A 13,751-nucleotide genomic window follows, 5' to 3' on the forward strand; every position below is an offset into this window, starting at 1 on the left:
GCCCGACCCGATCTGGGTATTCATGCACCAGCGCATGTACATGCACATTACCGGATGCGAGCCGCCTCGGCCAATCGTTCGCCGGCCCGCCCCAGATGCGCCGAGAGCACCTCGATCGCTCGATTCTCGTCTCCCGCCTCCAGGGCGTCGAGAACCTCGGCGTGCTCACGGTGGATCAGCTCGACCGGGATCAGCCGCTGCCCCTGCACCTGCGCCATGCACAGCCGCACCTCGCCGAGCAGAGATGAGTAGGCCCGGCTGGTGCGCGGGCTCTCCAGGGCATCCACGATCGCCGCGTGAAAGCGCATGTCGGGGTCGACGATCAGCTCGGGAGCACGGGCTGCCAGGGCGGCGATCTCGGCGTTGGCAGCCCGTGCCGCCGCGGGCACGAACCGGCGGGCCGCCAGTTCGCGCAGGGCACTGCTCTCGATGCGTCGCCGGGTCGCGTAGACGTCGCGGACGGCCTCGGCATCGAGTCGCGGCACCCGGGCGCTGCGGTGCGCCGAGCGCTCCAGCAGCCCCTCCGCGACAAGCTTCTCGATCGCCGCCTTGGCGCTCGGCCGCGCTACCGCGAAGCGCTCCGAGACGATCGCCTCGGTCACGGCGCGACCGGGCCCCAGCTCTCCCGCCAGGACGAGCGCACGCAGTTCGGCCGCAACGGCATCGACGATTCCGGTCACCTGGACGCGCATGGGCATGCCGTCAGTATACTTGTCAGACAATTTTGACCGCGCCCGAAGGAGTGCCATGTCATCGCCTGCCGCCGCCCCCGCAACGGAGTGGCTCGGAGCCGACGTCACCGTGGCCGAGCGTGCGATCGACCGCTTCGCGCGGGCGCACGACGCCTCGCACTATCTGCTGGTTCCCCGCACCGTCGTCGTGCCCTCCGACGCCGCCGGGGTCGCCCACGTGCTCGCCGCCGCGCGGCGCGCCGGTCACACCGTCACCTTTCGCTCCGGCGGAACCAGCCTCTCCGGGCAGGGAGTCACCGACAGCGTGCTCGTCGACACGCGGAGCGCCTTTCGACGCATCCAGGTCGACGACGGCGGCCGGCGCGTGCGCGTTCAGCCCGGCGCCACGGTGCGGCAGGTCAATGCGCACCTCAGCCGGCACGGCTACCGCCTCGGCCCCGACCCCGCCAGCGAGATCGCGTGCACGATCGGCGGGGTGATCGCCAACAACTCGAGCGGCATGGCCTGCGGGATCACGCAGAACACGTACCAGACACTCCGCTCGATGACCGTCGTTCTGCCCAGCGGAACCGTGCTCGACACCGCCGACCCGGCCGCGCACGACACGCTGCGGACCGCCGAGCCCGAGCTTCACGACGGACTGCGGGCGCTGCGAGCCCGCCTGCAGCGCTCCCCCGCCGATGTCGAGCGCGTGCGCCACCTGTTCTCGATGAAGAACACGATGGGCTACAGCGTCAACGCCCTGCTCGACTTCGACGAGCCGCTCGACATCCTCAGCCACCTGATCGTCGGCAGCGAAGGCACGCTCGGCTTCGTCGCCGAAGCGGTGTTCGACACGATCGAGATCCAGCCCCAGATCGCCACGGGCCTGCTCGTCTTCCCCACCCTCCACGACGCCACCGCGGCGCTGCCCGCACTCGTCCAGGCGGGCATGGCGACGATCGAGCTGATGGATGCGGCCTCGCTCCGCGTCGCCCAGCGCGCATCCGATGCCCCGGCCGCGATCACCGACCTCGCCCTCGACAGCCACACCGCACTGCTGGTCGAATTCCACGCCGCGACGGTCGAGTCGCTCGCCGCGGCCGTGGCCTCCGCGGAACCGCTGCTCGCATCGCTCCCCCTCGTGGCGGAGCCGGCACTCACCACCGACGCGGCCGAGCGCGCCGCGCTCTGGCACGTCAGGAAGGGGCTCTACACGGCTGTCGCCGGCGCCCGACCCTCGGGGACCACCGCGCTGCTCGAAGACATCGTGGTGCCCGTCGAGCGACTGCTCCCGACCTGCGAGCGCCTCATCGAGCTGTTCGAGTTGCACGGCTACGAGGGCTCGGTCATCTTCGGCCACGCGAAAGACGGCAACATCCACTTCCTGCTCAATGAGCGCTTCGACGACGCCGCGTCGCTGGCGCGCTACGAGCGGTTCACCGAGGACATGGTCGAACTGGTGCTCGGGCAGGGCGGCTCCCTCAAGGCCGAGCACGGCACCGGTCGCATCATGGCGCCGTTCGTCCGTCGCCAGTACGGCGACGAGCTCTACGAGATCATGCGCGAGATCAAGCGGCTCTTCGACCCGACCGGAGTGCTCAACCCCGGAGTGGTGCTCTCGGACGAGCCGCGCTCCTACCTCGACGACCTGAAGCTCGTGCCCACGGTCGACGCGGAGGTCGATCGGTGCGTCGAGTGCGGCTACTGCGAGCCGACCTGCCCCAGCAAAGACCTCACCCTGACCCCGCGGCAGCGCATCGCGCTGCGTCGCGACATCGCGACCGCCGAGGCCGCGGGCGACCGCGCGCTGGTCACCGAGCTGAGGGACGACTACGACTTCGACGGCGTCGACACGTGCGCCGTCGACGGGCTCTGCGCGATCGCATGCCCGGTCGACATCAACACCGGCGATCTGGTGCGACGCCTCCGCGCCGAGTCGCGCTCCCCCGTGCTGAACGCGGGCTGGTCGGCCGCGGAGCGCGGGTGGGCCCTGACCACCCGCGGCGGATCGAGAGCACTGTCGCTCGCCGCGTCACTGCCGGCGCCCCTCGTCTCGGCGGTCACGTCGGTCGGTCGCGCACTGCTCGGCCGCGACGTCGTTCCCGCCTACGACGGCGGCCTGCCCGCAGGCGGGCCCGCGCGTCGGCGACTCACGGGGACCCCGGGTGATCCGGAGGCGGTGCTCTTCGCGGCGTGCGTCGGCGAGATGTTCGGCCCTGAGACCGACGGCATCGGGGCGACCGATGCCCTCCTCCGTCTCGCCACCCGCGCCGAGGTCGGCCTGGCGATTCCCGAGGGTCTCGCGTCCCTGTGCTGCGGCACGCCGTGGAAGTCGAAGGGGTTCGTCGACGGCCACCACGCGATGGCGGACCGGGCGATTCCGGCGCTGCTCGCCGCGAGCGACGGCGGACGCCTGCCGATCGTCTGCGACGCCGCCAGCTGCACCGAAGGCCTCGAGTCCCTCCGCCACGCGGCAGGTGAACGGGGAGCTCCGCTGCGGTTCGTCGACGCGACCACCTTCGCGCGGCAGCTCCTCGACCGGTTGCCCGCACCGCGGCGCGTGGGTCGCGTGGTGGTGCACCGCACCTGTTCGACCGCCGCGCTCGGCGCCGACGGCGACCTCGCCGCGCTCGCCGCCTTCGCCGCCGATGAGGTGATCCAGCCGCTCGACTGGGGATGCTGCGCGTTCGCGGGCGACCGCGGCATGCTGCATCCCGAGCTCACCGCCTCCGCCACCGAGCGCGAAGCCGCCGAGGTGCGCGCCATCGACGCCGATGCGCACGTGTCGGCGAACCGCACCTGCGAGGTCGGGATGACGCGCGCGACGGGACGGGCCTACCGCCACGTGCTGGAACTGGTCGAAGAGGTGACGCGACCGCTCAGCTGATCGCCGGCTGAATCGCGCTCGCCAGCGACACCGCGCTGAGCGCGAGCGCGTGCGTCGCGGCGAGCGCCACGGCGAGGATCAGGGCGCGATCGAACACCGCGGCGCAGCGACGGCCCACGAGCAGCGCGAGCCCGAAGAACAGCGGGGGGATCGCGACTCCGGCGATCAGCAGCGGCCACGGGGTCGCGGCGCCGATCCCGAGCACTTCGTAGTAGGCGGGCAACACCAGCAGATTCGAGATCGCGGTGAACTCGGCGAGCCCGAACAGCGCTGCGAAGACGAGCACGACGGCAATCATGCGGAGGCCTCCGCGATCACGACGAAGACGAGCGGCCACGGCACCAGGATCGCCGCGCCGAGCACCCACCAGCCGACGCGCACGAGCGTCGCGCGGGCGCGCGTCAGGGTGAGCACGGCACCGAACCACAGCACGCCCGCGACCAAGGCCATGAACTCGCCGAACTGCCAGGTCACGTCGACGAACAGCTCCGAGGAGCCCGACGAGGTGGACTGCACCGAGAGCACCCAGCCGAGCACGATCGCGAGGTAGAGCACGGCGAAGATCGCCGTGGCGGCGGTGCGCGCGGGACTGCTCGGCGTCGGTGCGGCCTCCTCGGCATCCGCCTCGTCGCCCGGCTCCGCGTCGGTCGGATCCGCCGCGGCAGCGCCGCTCGCGGGGTCGGGCGCCGCAGCGCGGGAGCGGCGCGGCGCGATGCCGCCGCGGTCCTCATCGCCGGCCCAGCTCAGGGCCTCGTCGTCCAGGTCGTCGGCCCCGTCGGCGGGGGCGGAATCGCGCGTGCTCACCGTCCCATTGTCACGGTCCGGCGTTACATATCCGACACACGCGTGATGTTGACTCTATGAACATGGACCTGATCGAGGTGCGCGCCCTGCGCGCCGCCCGCACGCGCGACGACCTGCGCGTGAACGAGCACGTCCGCCCGCTCGCGGGCGGCACCTGGCTGTACTCCGAACCGCAGCCCGGCCTGGAGGAGCTCGTCGATCTGATGACCCTCGGCTGGACGCCCGTCGACGCCGACGAGGCGGGCGGACTTCAGGTCGCCGCGACCTGCACGATCGCGCAGCTGCTCGCGCACCCCGCCGACCCCGCGTGGGGTCCGGGCGTGGCCCCGCTGTTCCGTCGCGCCGCCGAGTCGCTCGTCGCCTCATGGAAGATCTGGAACGCCGCCACCGTCGGCGGCAACGTCTGCATGGCACTGCCCGCGGGCGCCATGACGAGCCTGACCTCCGCGCTCGACGGCGAGGCGCTCATCTGGCAGGCCGACGGCGGGGAGCGCCGACTCCCGATCACCGAGTTCGTCACCGGGGTCCGCACGACCGCTCTCGGCGTCGGCGAGGTGCTGCGGCGCATCGACCTTCCCGCCCACGCGCTGCGCGCCCGCGTCGGATTCCGGCGCTCCGCGCTGGCGCCGCTCGGCCGTTCGGGCGCGATCGTGATCGCGCGCCGGGATGCCGCCGGCAGCTTCGTCGCCACCGTCACCGCCGCCACCACCCGCCCGCATCGCGTCTGGTTCGCCGCGCCTCCCACCGCCGACGAGCTGCGCGACGCGATCGAGGCGAGCGTCGCCGCGGGCGAAGGCTGGTACGACGACGCGCACGGCGCCCCCGACTGGCGCCGCGCGCGCACCCTCGCGATGGCGGAAGAGCTGCGCCTCGAACTGACAGCGGAGGAGGCGCCGTGAGCATCCGGGTGGTCGTCGATGGTCAGGAGCGCGAGCTGGAGCCGCGCCCCGGGCAGGTGCTGCGCACGCTGCTGCGCGAGGCCGACGTGTTCAACGTCAAGAAGGGCTGCGACGCGGGCGACTGCGGCGCGTGCAGCGTGCTCGTCGACGGCACCCCGATGCACTCCTGCATCACCCCGGCCCATCGAGCCGACGGCAGCACCGTCACCACCGCGGCCGGGCTCGGAACGCCCGAGCATCCGCACCCCGTGCAGGAGGCCTTCGTGGCCGCCGGCGGCTTCCAGTGCGGGTTCTGCACCGCCGGATTCGTGGTCACCGCCTCCGCCCTCACCGACGAGCAGCGCGCCGACCTGCCGAACGCGCTCAAGGGCAACCTGTGCCGCTGCACCGGCTACCGTGCGATCGAGGATGCCGTGTGCGGCACGGCCAACACCGAGACCGTGACGAGCGGGGCCGCCGCCGGACGATCCGTCGCCCCGCCCGCCGCGCGCCGCGTCGTGAGCGGGCGCGAGGCGTACACGCTCGACGCCGCCATCGGCGAGTCCGCCGACCCGGACGACGCCGCCACGACGACGACCGGCCTGCTGCACCTCGCGGTGCTGGGCTCGCCGCACGCGCACGCGCGCATCCTGTCGATCGACGCCCGCCGCGCGCTCGCGCTCGACGGCGTGCACGCGGTGCTCACCCACGAGGACTCGCCGACAACGCTGTTCTCGACGGGTCGCCATGAGGCGCGCACCGATGACCCCGACGACACCCTCGTGCTCGACACCGTGGTGCGTCACTACGGGCAGCGCGTCGCCGCGGTTGTCGCCGACACGGTCGGCATCGCGACGCGCGCGCTCGACCTGATCGACGTCGAGTACGAGCTGCTGCCCGCCGTCTTCGACCCCGAAGACGCGCGCTCCCCCGGCGCCCCGCTGCTGCACGCCGAGAAGCCCGCGTCGTCGCGCATCGCCGACGCGACCCGCAACACCGTCGCCGAGGTGCACGGCGAGCGCGGCGACGTCAACGCGGCCCTCGCCGAGGCCGACGTCACCGTCTCCGACCGGTTCTTCACCTCGCGCGTCGCGCACGCCGCCCTCGAGACGCACGCGACCCGCGGCTGGCTGGATCGCACCGGCACGCTCGTGCTGCGCACCTCCACCCAGGTGCCGTACCTGATCCGCGACGAGGTCGCCCGCATCTTCGACCTCGACCGCGAGAAGGTGCGCGTCTTCGCCACCCGCGTCGGCGGCGGCTTCGGCGGCAAGCAGGAGCTGCTGACCGAAGACCTGGTGACCCTCGCGGTGCTGAAGACCGGTCGCGCCGTGCAGTACGAGTTCACGCGCACCGACGAGTTCCGCATCGCGCCGGGCCGGCATCCGATGCGGGTCGGGGTCACCCTCGGAGCCCGCCGCGACGGCACCCTCACCGCCCTCGCCATCGACCAGATCATGGACACCGGCGCCTACGGCAACCACGGTGTCGGGGTCATGTTCCACTCGGTGCACGAGTCGGTGGCGACCTACCGCTGCGACAACGTGCGCGTGGATGCGCAGTCCGTCTACACGAACAACCCACCCTCGGGCGCGTTCCGCGGCTACGGTCTCGGCCAGGTGATCTTCGCCATCGAGTCCGCGATGGACGAGCTCGCCCGCGAGCTCGGCATGTCGCCGTTCGAGCTGCGCCGGCGCAACGGCGTACGACCCGGGGATCCAATCCGCACGATCGAGGAGGACTCCGGAGACGTCGTCTACGACGGCGCCGACGGGCTGCGCCAGTGCCTCGACCTCGTCGAGGCGGCGCTCGATCAGGACGGCCCGGAGCTCGGCCAGCTCGGCCGCGGCATGCGCTCGCTCGACGCGGGCCGCGACTGGCGGATCGGCAACGGCATCGCCCTCGCCATGATCGCCACGATCCCCCCGCGCGGGCACTTCGCCGAGGCGACCGTGCGCGCCCTCGACAACGAGCAGCCCGACGGCGCGCTCTACGAGGTCGAGGTCGGCACCGCCGAGTTCGGCAACGGCACGACGACGGTGCACGGCCAGCTCGCCGCCACGGCGCTCGGGACCACGCCCGACCGGGTGCGCATCCGCCAGTCCGACACGGCGGTCGCCGGCGCGCGGCACGACACCGGGGCCTACGGCTCGACCGGCGTCGTCGTCGCGGGCAAGGCCGTCTTCGCCGCAGCGAACGCGCTGGCCGCCCAGCTCGCCGAGGGCGGGGAGCGCGTTGCCACCGCCACCCACGACGGAACGCCCCGCACGGTCGCGTTCAACGTGCACGGGGTGCGCGTCGCCGTCGATCCCGGCAGCGGTGAGGTGCGCATCCTGCGCTCGATTCAGGCCGCGGATGCCGGCACGGTGCTGAACCCGGAGCAGCTGCGCGGTCAGATCGAGGGCGGAGCGGCGCAGGCCTACGGCTCGGCGCTCTACGAGGAGGTCATGCTGGAGGAGGGCCGGATCACCACCGACGTGTTCCGGAACTACCACATCCCTCAGTTCGCCGACCTGCCGCGCACCGAGGTGCTCTTCGCCGAGACGCACTCGGAGCTCGGGCCGCTCGGCGCCAAGTCGATGTCGGAGGCGCCGTACAACCCGGTCGCCCCCGCGGTCGCCAATGCGATCCGCGATGCGCTGGGCGTGCGCCCGGTCGAGATCCCGATGTCGCGCGACCGCGTCTGGCGCCTCGCCGCGGGTCGCGCCTAGGGCTCGCGCGCCTGCCGCGCGCACGCCCGACACCCCGCGAGCGGTGCCAAACGTGCGATCCCGCGCACCCACACCCCACTTTTCGCACCGCTCGCGTGCGTCAAGCTGCACACCCGTGGGCAGTGTGCACGCCCGGCGCGCCGCACGGGGCGGTCGCGCCCGCGCGCCACACGCGCGCCTGACACCCCGCGAGCGGTGCCAAACGTGCGATCCCGCGCGCCCACACCCCACTTTTCGCACCGCTCGCTGGGGGCGCGGGGTGCGGGTCAGCGCGCGGGCTGCGCCGGGCGGGCGTGGATGGCGCCGTCGAGCTCGGTGAGCGGACGGCCACTCGCAGCCGCACGCGACTGCAGCACCTCGGCGAGGATCGAGATCGCGGTCTCCTCGGGGGTGGATGCACCCAGATCGAGGCCGATCGGCGAGTGCAGCCGCTCGAGCTCGTCAGCACTCGCACCGAGCTCCGCGAGGCGCGCGCGGCGACGCGCATCCGTGCGGCGCGACCCCATCGCGCCGACGTAGCGCGCGGCTGAGCGCAGGGCGAGCAGCAGGGTCTCCGCGTCGAAGCGGTCGTCGTGGCTCAGCAGGCAGACAACGCTGCGCTCATCGAGTTCGGCGCCGCGCACGAACTCGGTCGGCCACTGCACGATGAGCTCGGCACCGGGGAAGCGCTCCGGGGTCATGAACACGGCGCGCGGGTCGCACACCGTCACGGCGTAGCCGAGCGGCCGCGCCGCCGCCGACAGGGCGACCGAGAACTCCATCGCGCCGATGATGACCAGTCGCGCGGGCGGAACCCTCTCGTCGACGAACAGACTCTCGCACTCGTCCACGGCGAAGCCCGCGTCGGTCAGCCGGATGCGGGACGAACCGCCCGCGGCAGCCCGCTCCAACGCGGCGAGTGCCGCATCCTCGGGTCTCAGCAGCGCCAGGTGCAGGGTCAGCGCCCCGCCGCAGCTGAGGCCCGCCTCGAGCGCCAGCTCCCCCGCCGCACCGTCGTCGGGGACGCCGAACTCGATGACGCGCGTCACGCCGTCATCCAGGACGCGGTCGGCGACGTCGAGCACGGCGCCTTCGACGCAGCCGCCCGCGATCGAGCCGATGACGCGCTCCCCGTCCCATGCCATCGAGGTGCCGAGGGTGCGCGGCGCGGACCCGTCGACGCCGACCACGGTCGCCACGACGAGCTCGCGGCCGGCGTGCAGCCGGGCGAGGAGGCGATCCGCGAGCTCAAGCACGACATCAGCGTGACACATTCGGATGTCAGGATCGTTTCGTGATTCTGATCAACGCGACCGCGATCCTGCACGACGCCGCCACCGAGTCGAGCGGCGAGCTCGTTCTGGACGGCGCGGTCGTCGCCGAACCAGGAACCGAGCCCGCCGGTGAAACGCTCGACGTCTCCGGATGCGTCGTCACGCCCGGCTTGGTCAACGCGCACCATCACCTGATGCAGTCGGCGTTCCGCACCCTGCCGGGCACGCGCGGGGTGCCGATGGCGCAGTGGCTGCCCACGATGGCCGCGGCATATTCCCGTGTCGGCATCACTCCCGAACTCATGCGGGCGGCCGCGTCGGTCGGAGTCGCCGAGGGGCTGCTCTTCGGGGTGACCACGGTCGCCGACCACCACCTGAGCTGGCCCGCGGGCATGCCGACCGACCAGACCGTCGAGCTCGCCCGCGCGACCGCCGAGGCGGCGCGCGAGCTGGGCGGTCGACTCGTGTTCGTGCGCGGCGCCGCGCGCGACGACCCGAACGAGGCCGCGGCGAGCGCGGAGGCGATCGTGCAGGCGCTGCTGCCGGAGGCATCCGGTGGCCTGTCGGACGACGGGATGCTGCAGCTCGCCATCGGACCGGCGGGGGTGCACAGCGACTCGCGCGAGACCTTCGAGCTGCTCGGCGAGGTGGCGGCGCGGCACGGCCTGCGCCGCCGCACCCAGGCGAATGAGCAGGTCGATGTGGCGATCGCGATCGAGAAGTACGGCGCGCGCCCGCTCGACCTGCTCGAGGAGTGGGGCTGGCTCGCCGCCGACGTGACGCTCGCGCACCTGTGCGACGTGACCGACGACGAGATCGCGCGGCTCGCTGCGGCGGGCGTCACCGCCACGCACGCGCCCGGCTGCGACGTGCCGATGGGCTGGGGAATCGCCCCCGTCGCGCGCCTGCGCGATGCGGGCATCACCGTCGGTCTCGGCACGAGCGGCGGCGGCTCGAACGATGCGGGTCACCTGCTCGCCGACGCGCGCCTGGCGATGCAGGTCTCGGGTCTCGTCGGCGACCAGCTTCCGGCCCGCGAGGTGATCGCGATGGCGACCGCCGGATCCGCCGCCGGCCTCGGACGCGACGAGCTCGGGCACCTGCGCCCGGGCGCCGCCGCCGATCTCTGCGTCTGGGATGTCTCCGGGGTCGCGGATGCCGGCGTCGCCGATCCGGTGGCCGGCCTGCTGTGGGCGAACCCCGGCCGACGACCACGTCACGTGATCGTCGCCGGACGCGTCGTGGTGCGCGACTACGAGCTGGTCACCGGCGACCCCGCGGCCCTCGCCGCAGCCGTGCGCGAGTTCACGGCCTGACCCGCACACCCCGCCCTGCTCCCCCGCCCCACACCGCAGTGTGTCGTTTCTCCGGAGAAACTGCCGCGCGCCCAACCTGATGCCCCGTGCTTCCGGGGCGCGCGGGGAAAACCTCCGGAGAAACGACACACTGGGCGGAGAGCGCGCGGGCGTAAGGCGCCCGAGGGCGCTAGAGCTCGAGGACGAGCTTCGGGCAGGCCGCCCGTGAGACGCAGACGTACATCACGTCTCCGCGCGCCCGCTCCTGCGGCGTGAGGATCGAGTCGCGGTGGTCGATCTCGCCCTCGAGCACGGGGGTCTCGCAGGTGCCGCACGTGCCCTCGGTGCACGACGAGAGCACGAAGGCTCCGTTCTCTTCCGCGACTTCGAGGATGCTGCGCCCCGGCGGCACCTCGACCGTCACCCCGGTGAGGGCCAGCTCGACCTCGAAGGAGCCCTCCCACACGGGAGCGGCGGCCTCGACGGCCTCGAAGTGCTCGAGGTGCAGCTCGAGCCCCGCCTCCGTCGCGGCGGCCGACACGGCGTCGAGATACTCCCCCGGACCGCAGGCGTAGACGACGGTGCCCGCCGACGCCGAGCCGAGCACGGCCGCGAGGTCGACCCGCGTTCCCTCGCTCGACACGTGCGCGACGAGTCGCTCACCGTGCAGCCCCTCGAGTTCGTCGAGCAGCGCCATCCGCTCACGGGTGGGACCCGAGTAGTGCACCTGGTAGTCGAGCCCCGCCGCCGCGGCGGCCGCCGCCATCGGCGCGATCGGGGTGACGCCGATGCCGGCCGCGAAGAACAGGACCGGGGCGCCGGCGCTCGGCGCGAACGAGAAGTGGTTGCGCGGCCCGGCGAGGCGCAGCACGGCGCCCTCGTCGACGGAGGAGCAGATCCACTCGGATCCGCCTCGACTGGCCTCCTCGCGCAGCACCGCGATCCGCCAGTTCGCCGCGGTCGGGTCGCCGCACAGCGAATACTGCCGCACGAGCCCCGAGGGCATCAGCACGTCGATGTGGGCGCCGGGCTCCCACGTCGGAAGAGGGGCGCCGTCGACGGACGCGAGCTCGAGCAGAGCGACCGACTCGGTCGCCGCGACTCGGGAAACGACGGTGACCTCGGCGTCGGCGGCGCGGGGGCGTGACATAGGTGCCTCTCAGGGGTGTGCGATGGTGCAGCGACTCAGAGCGTCGCGGGGTGCTCTTTCACGATGAACAGGCGGTAGCCGCCGTCGGCGAGCGAGCGCCAGCGGTGCGGCGTGCCGCCCACGTAGTACAGCGAGTCTCCCTCGCCGAGTTGGAAGGTGCCGCGCTCGCCCAGATCGATCTCGATGCGGCCGTCGACGACGTGCAGGAACTCGTCTTCGGCGTGCTCGAAGGCATCGCCGAATTCGGGGTTGGATCCGGTGACCATCATCGGGTGGAAGCGGGCGGAATCACCGGTGACGAGCATCCGCGCCTCACCTTCGGCGTAGTGCCCGCGGGTCCCTCCGACCGATCGGACGAGCGACACGGGGGCGTCGGCATCGCCTTCGGCGTCGCCGGCACCTGCCAGGAGTTCGACCTGGCTCGACCCGAGCGCGCGGGCGATCTTCTCCAACGACGAGATGCTGGGGCGGGCACGCCCGCGCTCCAGCTGCGAGAGGAACGGGTGCGAGAGGGCGGCCCGGTCGGCCAGCTGCACGAGCGTCAGCCCGCGCGCGTGGCGCAGCTGCCGGATGCGTCCCCCGATTCGTTCGGCCTGAACGTCCGGTCCGGACGTCGGCGCGGTCTCGATCGACGACACGGCTCCTCCTCTCTGCTCCAGCAAGGGGTACCACAGCCCGCGGCGCCGCCACGAACTGAGCGAGCCTGAGTTAACACGGCGAAACTGCCGCGTTACGCAACGGAAACGCGCCGACCCTAACTTGAAGCATGTTGAAGCTATCAACATTTCCCCCGCTCGCCATCGGCGTCGACGCGGCCTCCGACTTCCCCCTGAGGAGACCTGACCCGTGAGCCTGCTGCCTGCACCGATCGCCTTGCTGCGACGCGCGCGCCTTGCCGACGGTCAGCAGGTCGATGTCGTGATCGAGGGCGCGACGGTCGCTGACATCCTTCCCGCCGGCACCGCTCCTGTTCCGGCAGACGCCTCGACGGTGCTCGACCTCGACGGCTTCCTGCTTCTGACGGCGGCGGCCGAACCGCACGCCCACCTCGACAAGACGCGCTCGTGGGATGCCATCCGCCCTCCGATGGGCGACCTGGAGCTGGCCATCGAGTCGTGGCGCGCCTACGCGGCCACCATGACGGTCGCGGATGTCGCCGCGCGGGCCCGCACGCAGGCGCTCGCGATGCTCGCCAAGGGCACGACCGCGATCCGCACCCACGTCGACATCCTGCTCGGCGACGAGCCGCTGCGCGGCGTGCACGCGCTGCTGCGGGTTCGCGACGAGCTCGCCGACCTGATCGACATTGAGATCGTCGCCCTGCCGGGACCCGACATCGACAGCGCGGCGGTCGAAGCAGCGCTGGATGCGGGCGTCGATGTCGTGGGCGGCGCCCCGCACCTCGCCCCCGAGCCGCTGGACGACCTGCGTCGACTGCTCGCGATCGCCGAGCGCCGCGGACTGCCGGTCGACCTGCACACCGACGAGAGCCTCGACGGCGCGGTCACGCTCGGCGAGTACGCCCGCATCGTGGCGACCTGGACCCAGAACACCTCAGCCGGTCACTGCGTGCGCCTCGGCACTCTGCCGGCGACCGAGCGCGACGGGCTGGTGAGCGCCGTCGTCGCGGCCGGCATCGGCGTCATCGCCAACCCGATCACGAACCTCTACCTGCAGGGCTGGGGCGACGACGTCGCCACCCCGCGCGGCCTCACCGCGGTGCGCGCCCTGGTGGATGCGAAGGCCCGCTTCGCCGCTGGCGCCGACAATGTGCGCGACCCCTTCAACCCGCTCGGCCGCTCCGACCCGTTCGAGACCGCGATGCTGCTCGTGACCGCCGGACATCTCACCGTCGATGAGGCCTGGACGGCGGTGAGTGAGGGCGCCCGCGAGGTGCTCGCGCTGCCGACCGCGGGCGTGACCGTCGGTGCTGCCGCCGAGCTGCTGGCCGTGCGCGGCGCGAGCCTGCCCGAGGTCGTCGCCGAGGCCTCTGCCGAGCGCCTGGTGATCCACCGCGGTCGCCTCGTCGCGCGCACCACCGTCTCCACCGACGTTGCCGTCCCCTCTGCCCACCTGACCCCGACGGGAGCGCGATAGTC

General features: G+C 72.7%; 11 protein-coding genes. 5 read left to right on the forward strand and 6 right to left on the reverse strand.

Annotated features, from left to right (window positions below):
- Positions 1-47 precede the first annotated feature (47 nt).
- On the reverse strand, positions 48-698 hold the full coding sequence (locus tag ACR3ZA_RS04690) for an FCD domain-containing protein (protein ID WP_473660634.1): 651 nt from the start codon (positions 696-698) through the stop codon (positions 48-50).
- A 49-nt stretch (positions 699-747) separates the two neighbouring features.
- Here ACR3ZA_RS04690 and ACR3ZA_RS04695 point away from each other — a divergent pair, with 49 nt between their 5' ends.
- The gene (locus ACR3ZA_RS04695; RefSeq protein WP_473660636.1) at positions 748-3,561 is read left to right on the forward strand and encodes an FAD-linked oxidase C-terminal domain-containing protein; all 2,814 of its coding nucleotides are present in this window, start codon (positions 748-750) and stop codon (positions 3,559-3,561) included.
- On the opposite strand, the gene ACR3ZA_RS04700 is transcribed toward ACR3ZA_RS04695, so the two are convergent.
- Both ACR3ZA_RS04700 and ACR3ZA_RS04705 read right to left on the reverse strand, forming a co-directional pair.
- Positions 3,554-3,859 (reverse strand): hypothetical protein, encoded by a 306-nt coding sequence (locus tag ACR3ZA_RS04700; RefSeq protein WP_473660638.1) that lies wholly within the window; start codon positions 3,857-3,859, stop codon positions 3,554-3,556. The genes ACR3ZA_RS04695 and ACR3ZA_RS04700 overlap by 8 nt on opposite strands.
- Positions 3,856-4,365 carry a hypothetical protein gene (locus tag ACR3ZA_RS04705; protein ID WP_473660640.1) on the reverse strand — a complete coding sequence of 170 codons (510 nt, stop codon included), beginning with the start codon at positions 4,363-4,365 and terminating at the stop codon, positions 3,856-3,858. Before ACR3ZA_RS04705 ends, ACR3ZA_RS04700 begins: the two co-directional genes overlap by 4 nt.
- Positions 4,366-4,421: 56 nt before the next feature.
- On the opposite strand from ACR3ZA_RS04705, the gene ACR3ZA_RS04710 reads away from it, so the two are divergent.
- Positions 4,422-5,264 (forward strand): FAD binding domain-containing protein, encoded by an 843-nt coding sequence (locus ACR3ZA_RS04710; protein WP_473660642.1) that lies wholly within the window; start codon positions 4,422-4,424, stop codon positions 5,262-5,264.
- Between the two features lie 2 nt (positions 5,265-5,266).
- The gene (locus tag ACR3ZA_RS04715; protein WP_473662280.1) at positions 5,267-7,954 is read left to right on the forward strand and encodes a molybdopterin cofactor-binding domain-containing protein; all 2,688 of its coding nucleotides are present in this window, start codon (positions 5,267-5,269) and stop codon (positions 7,952-7,954) included.
- Between the two features lie 266 nt (positions 7,955-8,220).
- Here ACR3ZA_RS04715 and ACR3ZA_RS04720 read toward each other — a convergent pair whose 3' ends face one another.
- On the reverse strand, positions 8,221-9,189 hold the full coding sequence (locus ACR3ZA_RS04720; RefSeq protein WP_473660644.1) for an XdhC family protein: 969 nt from the start codon (positions 9,187-9,189) through the stop codon (positions 8,221-8,223).
- A 38-nt stretch (positions 9,190-9,227) separates the two neighbouring features.
- Here ACR3ZA_RS04720 and ACR3ZA_RS04725 point away from each other — a divergent pair, with 38 nt between their 5' ends.
- The gene (locus ACR3ZA_RS04725) at positions 9,228-10,523 is read left to right on the forward strand and encodes an amidohydrolase family protein (RefSeq protein WP_473660646.1); all 1,296 of its coding nucleotides are present in this window, start codon (positions 9,228-9,230) and stop codon (positions 10,521-10,523) included.
- A gap of 169 nt (positions 10,524-10,692) precedes the next feature.
- Here the strand turns inward: ACR3ZA_RS04725 and ACR3ZA_RS04730 are convergent, their stop codons facing one another.
- Both ACR3ZA_RS04730 and ACR3ZA_RS04735 read right to left on the reverse strand, forming a co-directional pair.
- Positions 10,693-11,652: a 2Fe-2S iron-sulfur cluster-binding protein gene (locus tag ACR3ZA_RS04730; RefSeq protein WP_473660648.1), complete on the reverse strand. Its 960-nt coding sequence runs from the start codon at positions 11,650-11,652 to the stop codon at positions 10,693-10,695.
- Between the two features lie 35 nt (positions 11,653-11,687).
- A complete protein-coding gene (locus ACR3ZA_RS04735; protein WP_473660650.1) occupies positions 11,688-12,290 on the reverse strand; it encodes a helix-turn-helix domain-containing protein in 603 nt (200 codons plus the stop codon).
- A gap of 208 nt (positions 12,291-12,498) precedes the next feature.
- Between ACR3ZA_RS04735 and ACR3ZA_RS04740 the strand changes: the two genes are divergently transcribed.
- Complete coding sequence (locus tag ACR3ZA_RS04740; RefSeq protein ID WP_473660652.1) at positions 12,499-13,749, forward strand: amidohydrolase family protein; 1,251 nt, start codon at positions 12,499-12,501, stop codon at positions 13,747-13,749.
- Positions 13,750-13,751 lie beyond the last annotated feature (2 nt).

Source organism: Herbiconiux sp. J20-20 (assembly GCF_057365085.1).

Excerpts from the sequence above, each read along its gene's own strand:
- ACR3ZA_RS04690 (WP_473660634.1), bottom strand. The coding sequence starts at position 698 with ATGCCCATGCGCGTCCAGGTGACCGGAATCGTCGATGCCGTTGCGGCC.
- ACR3ZA_RS04695 (WP_473660636.1), top strand. The coding sequence starts at position 748 with ATGTCATCGCCTGCCGCCGCCCCCGCAACGGAGTGGCTCGGAGCCGAC.
- ACR3ZA_RS04700 (WP_473660638.1), bottom strand. The coding sequence starts at position 3,859 with ATGATTGCCGTCGTGCTCGTCTTCGCAGCGCTGTTCGGGCTCGCCGAG.
- ACR3ZA_RS04710 (WP_473660642.1), top strand. The coding sequence starts at position 4,422 with ATGAACATGGACCTGATCGAGGTGCGCGCCCTGCGCGCCGCCCGCACG.
- ACR3ZA_RS04730 (WP_473660648.1), bottom strand. The coding sequence starts at position 11,652 with ATGTCACGCCCCCGCGCCGCCGACGCCGAGGTCACCGTCGTTTCCCGA.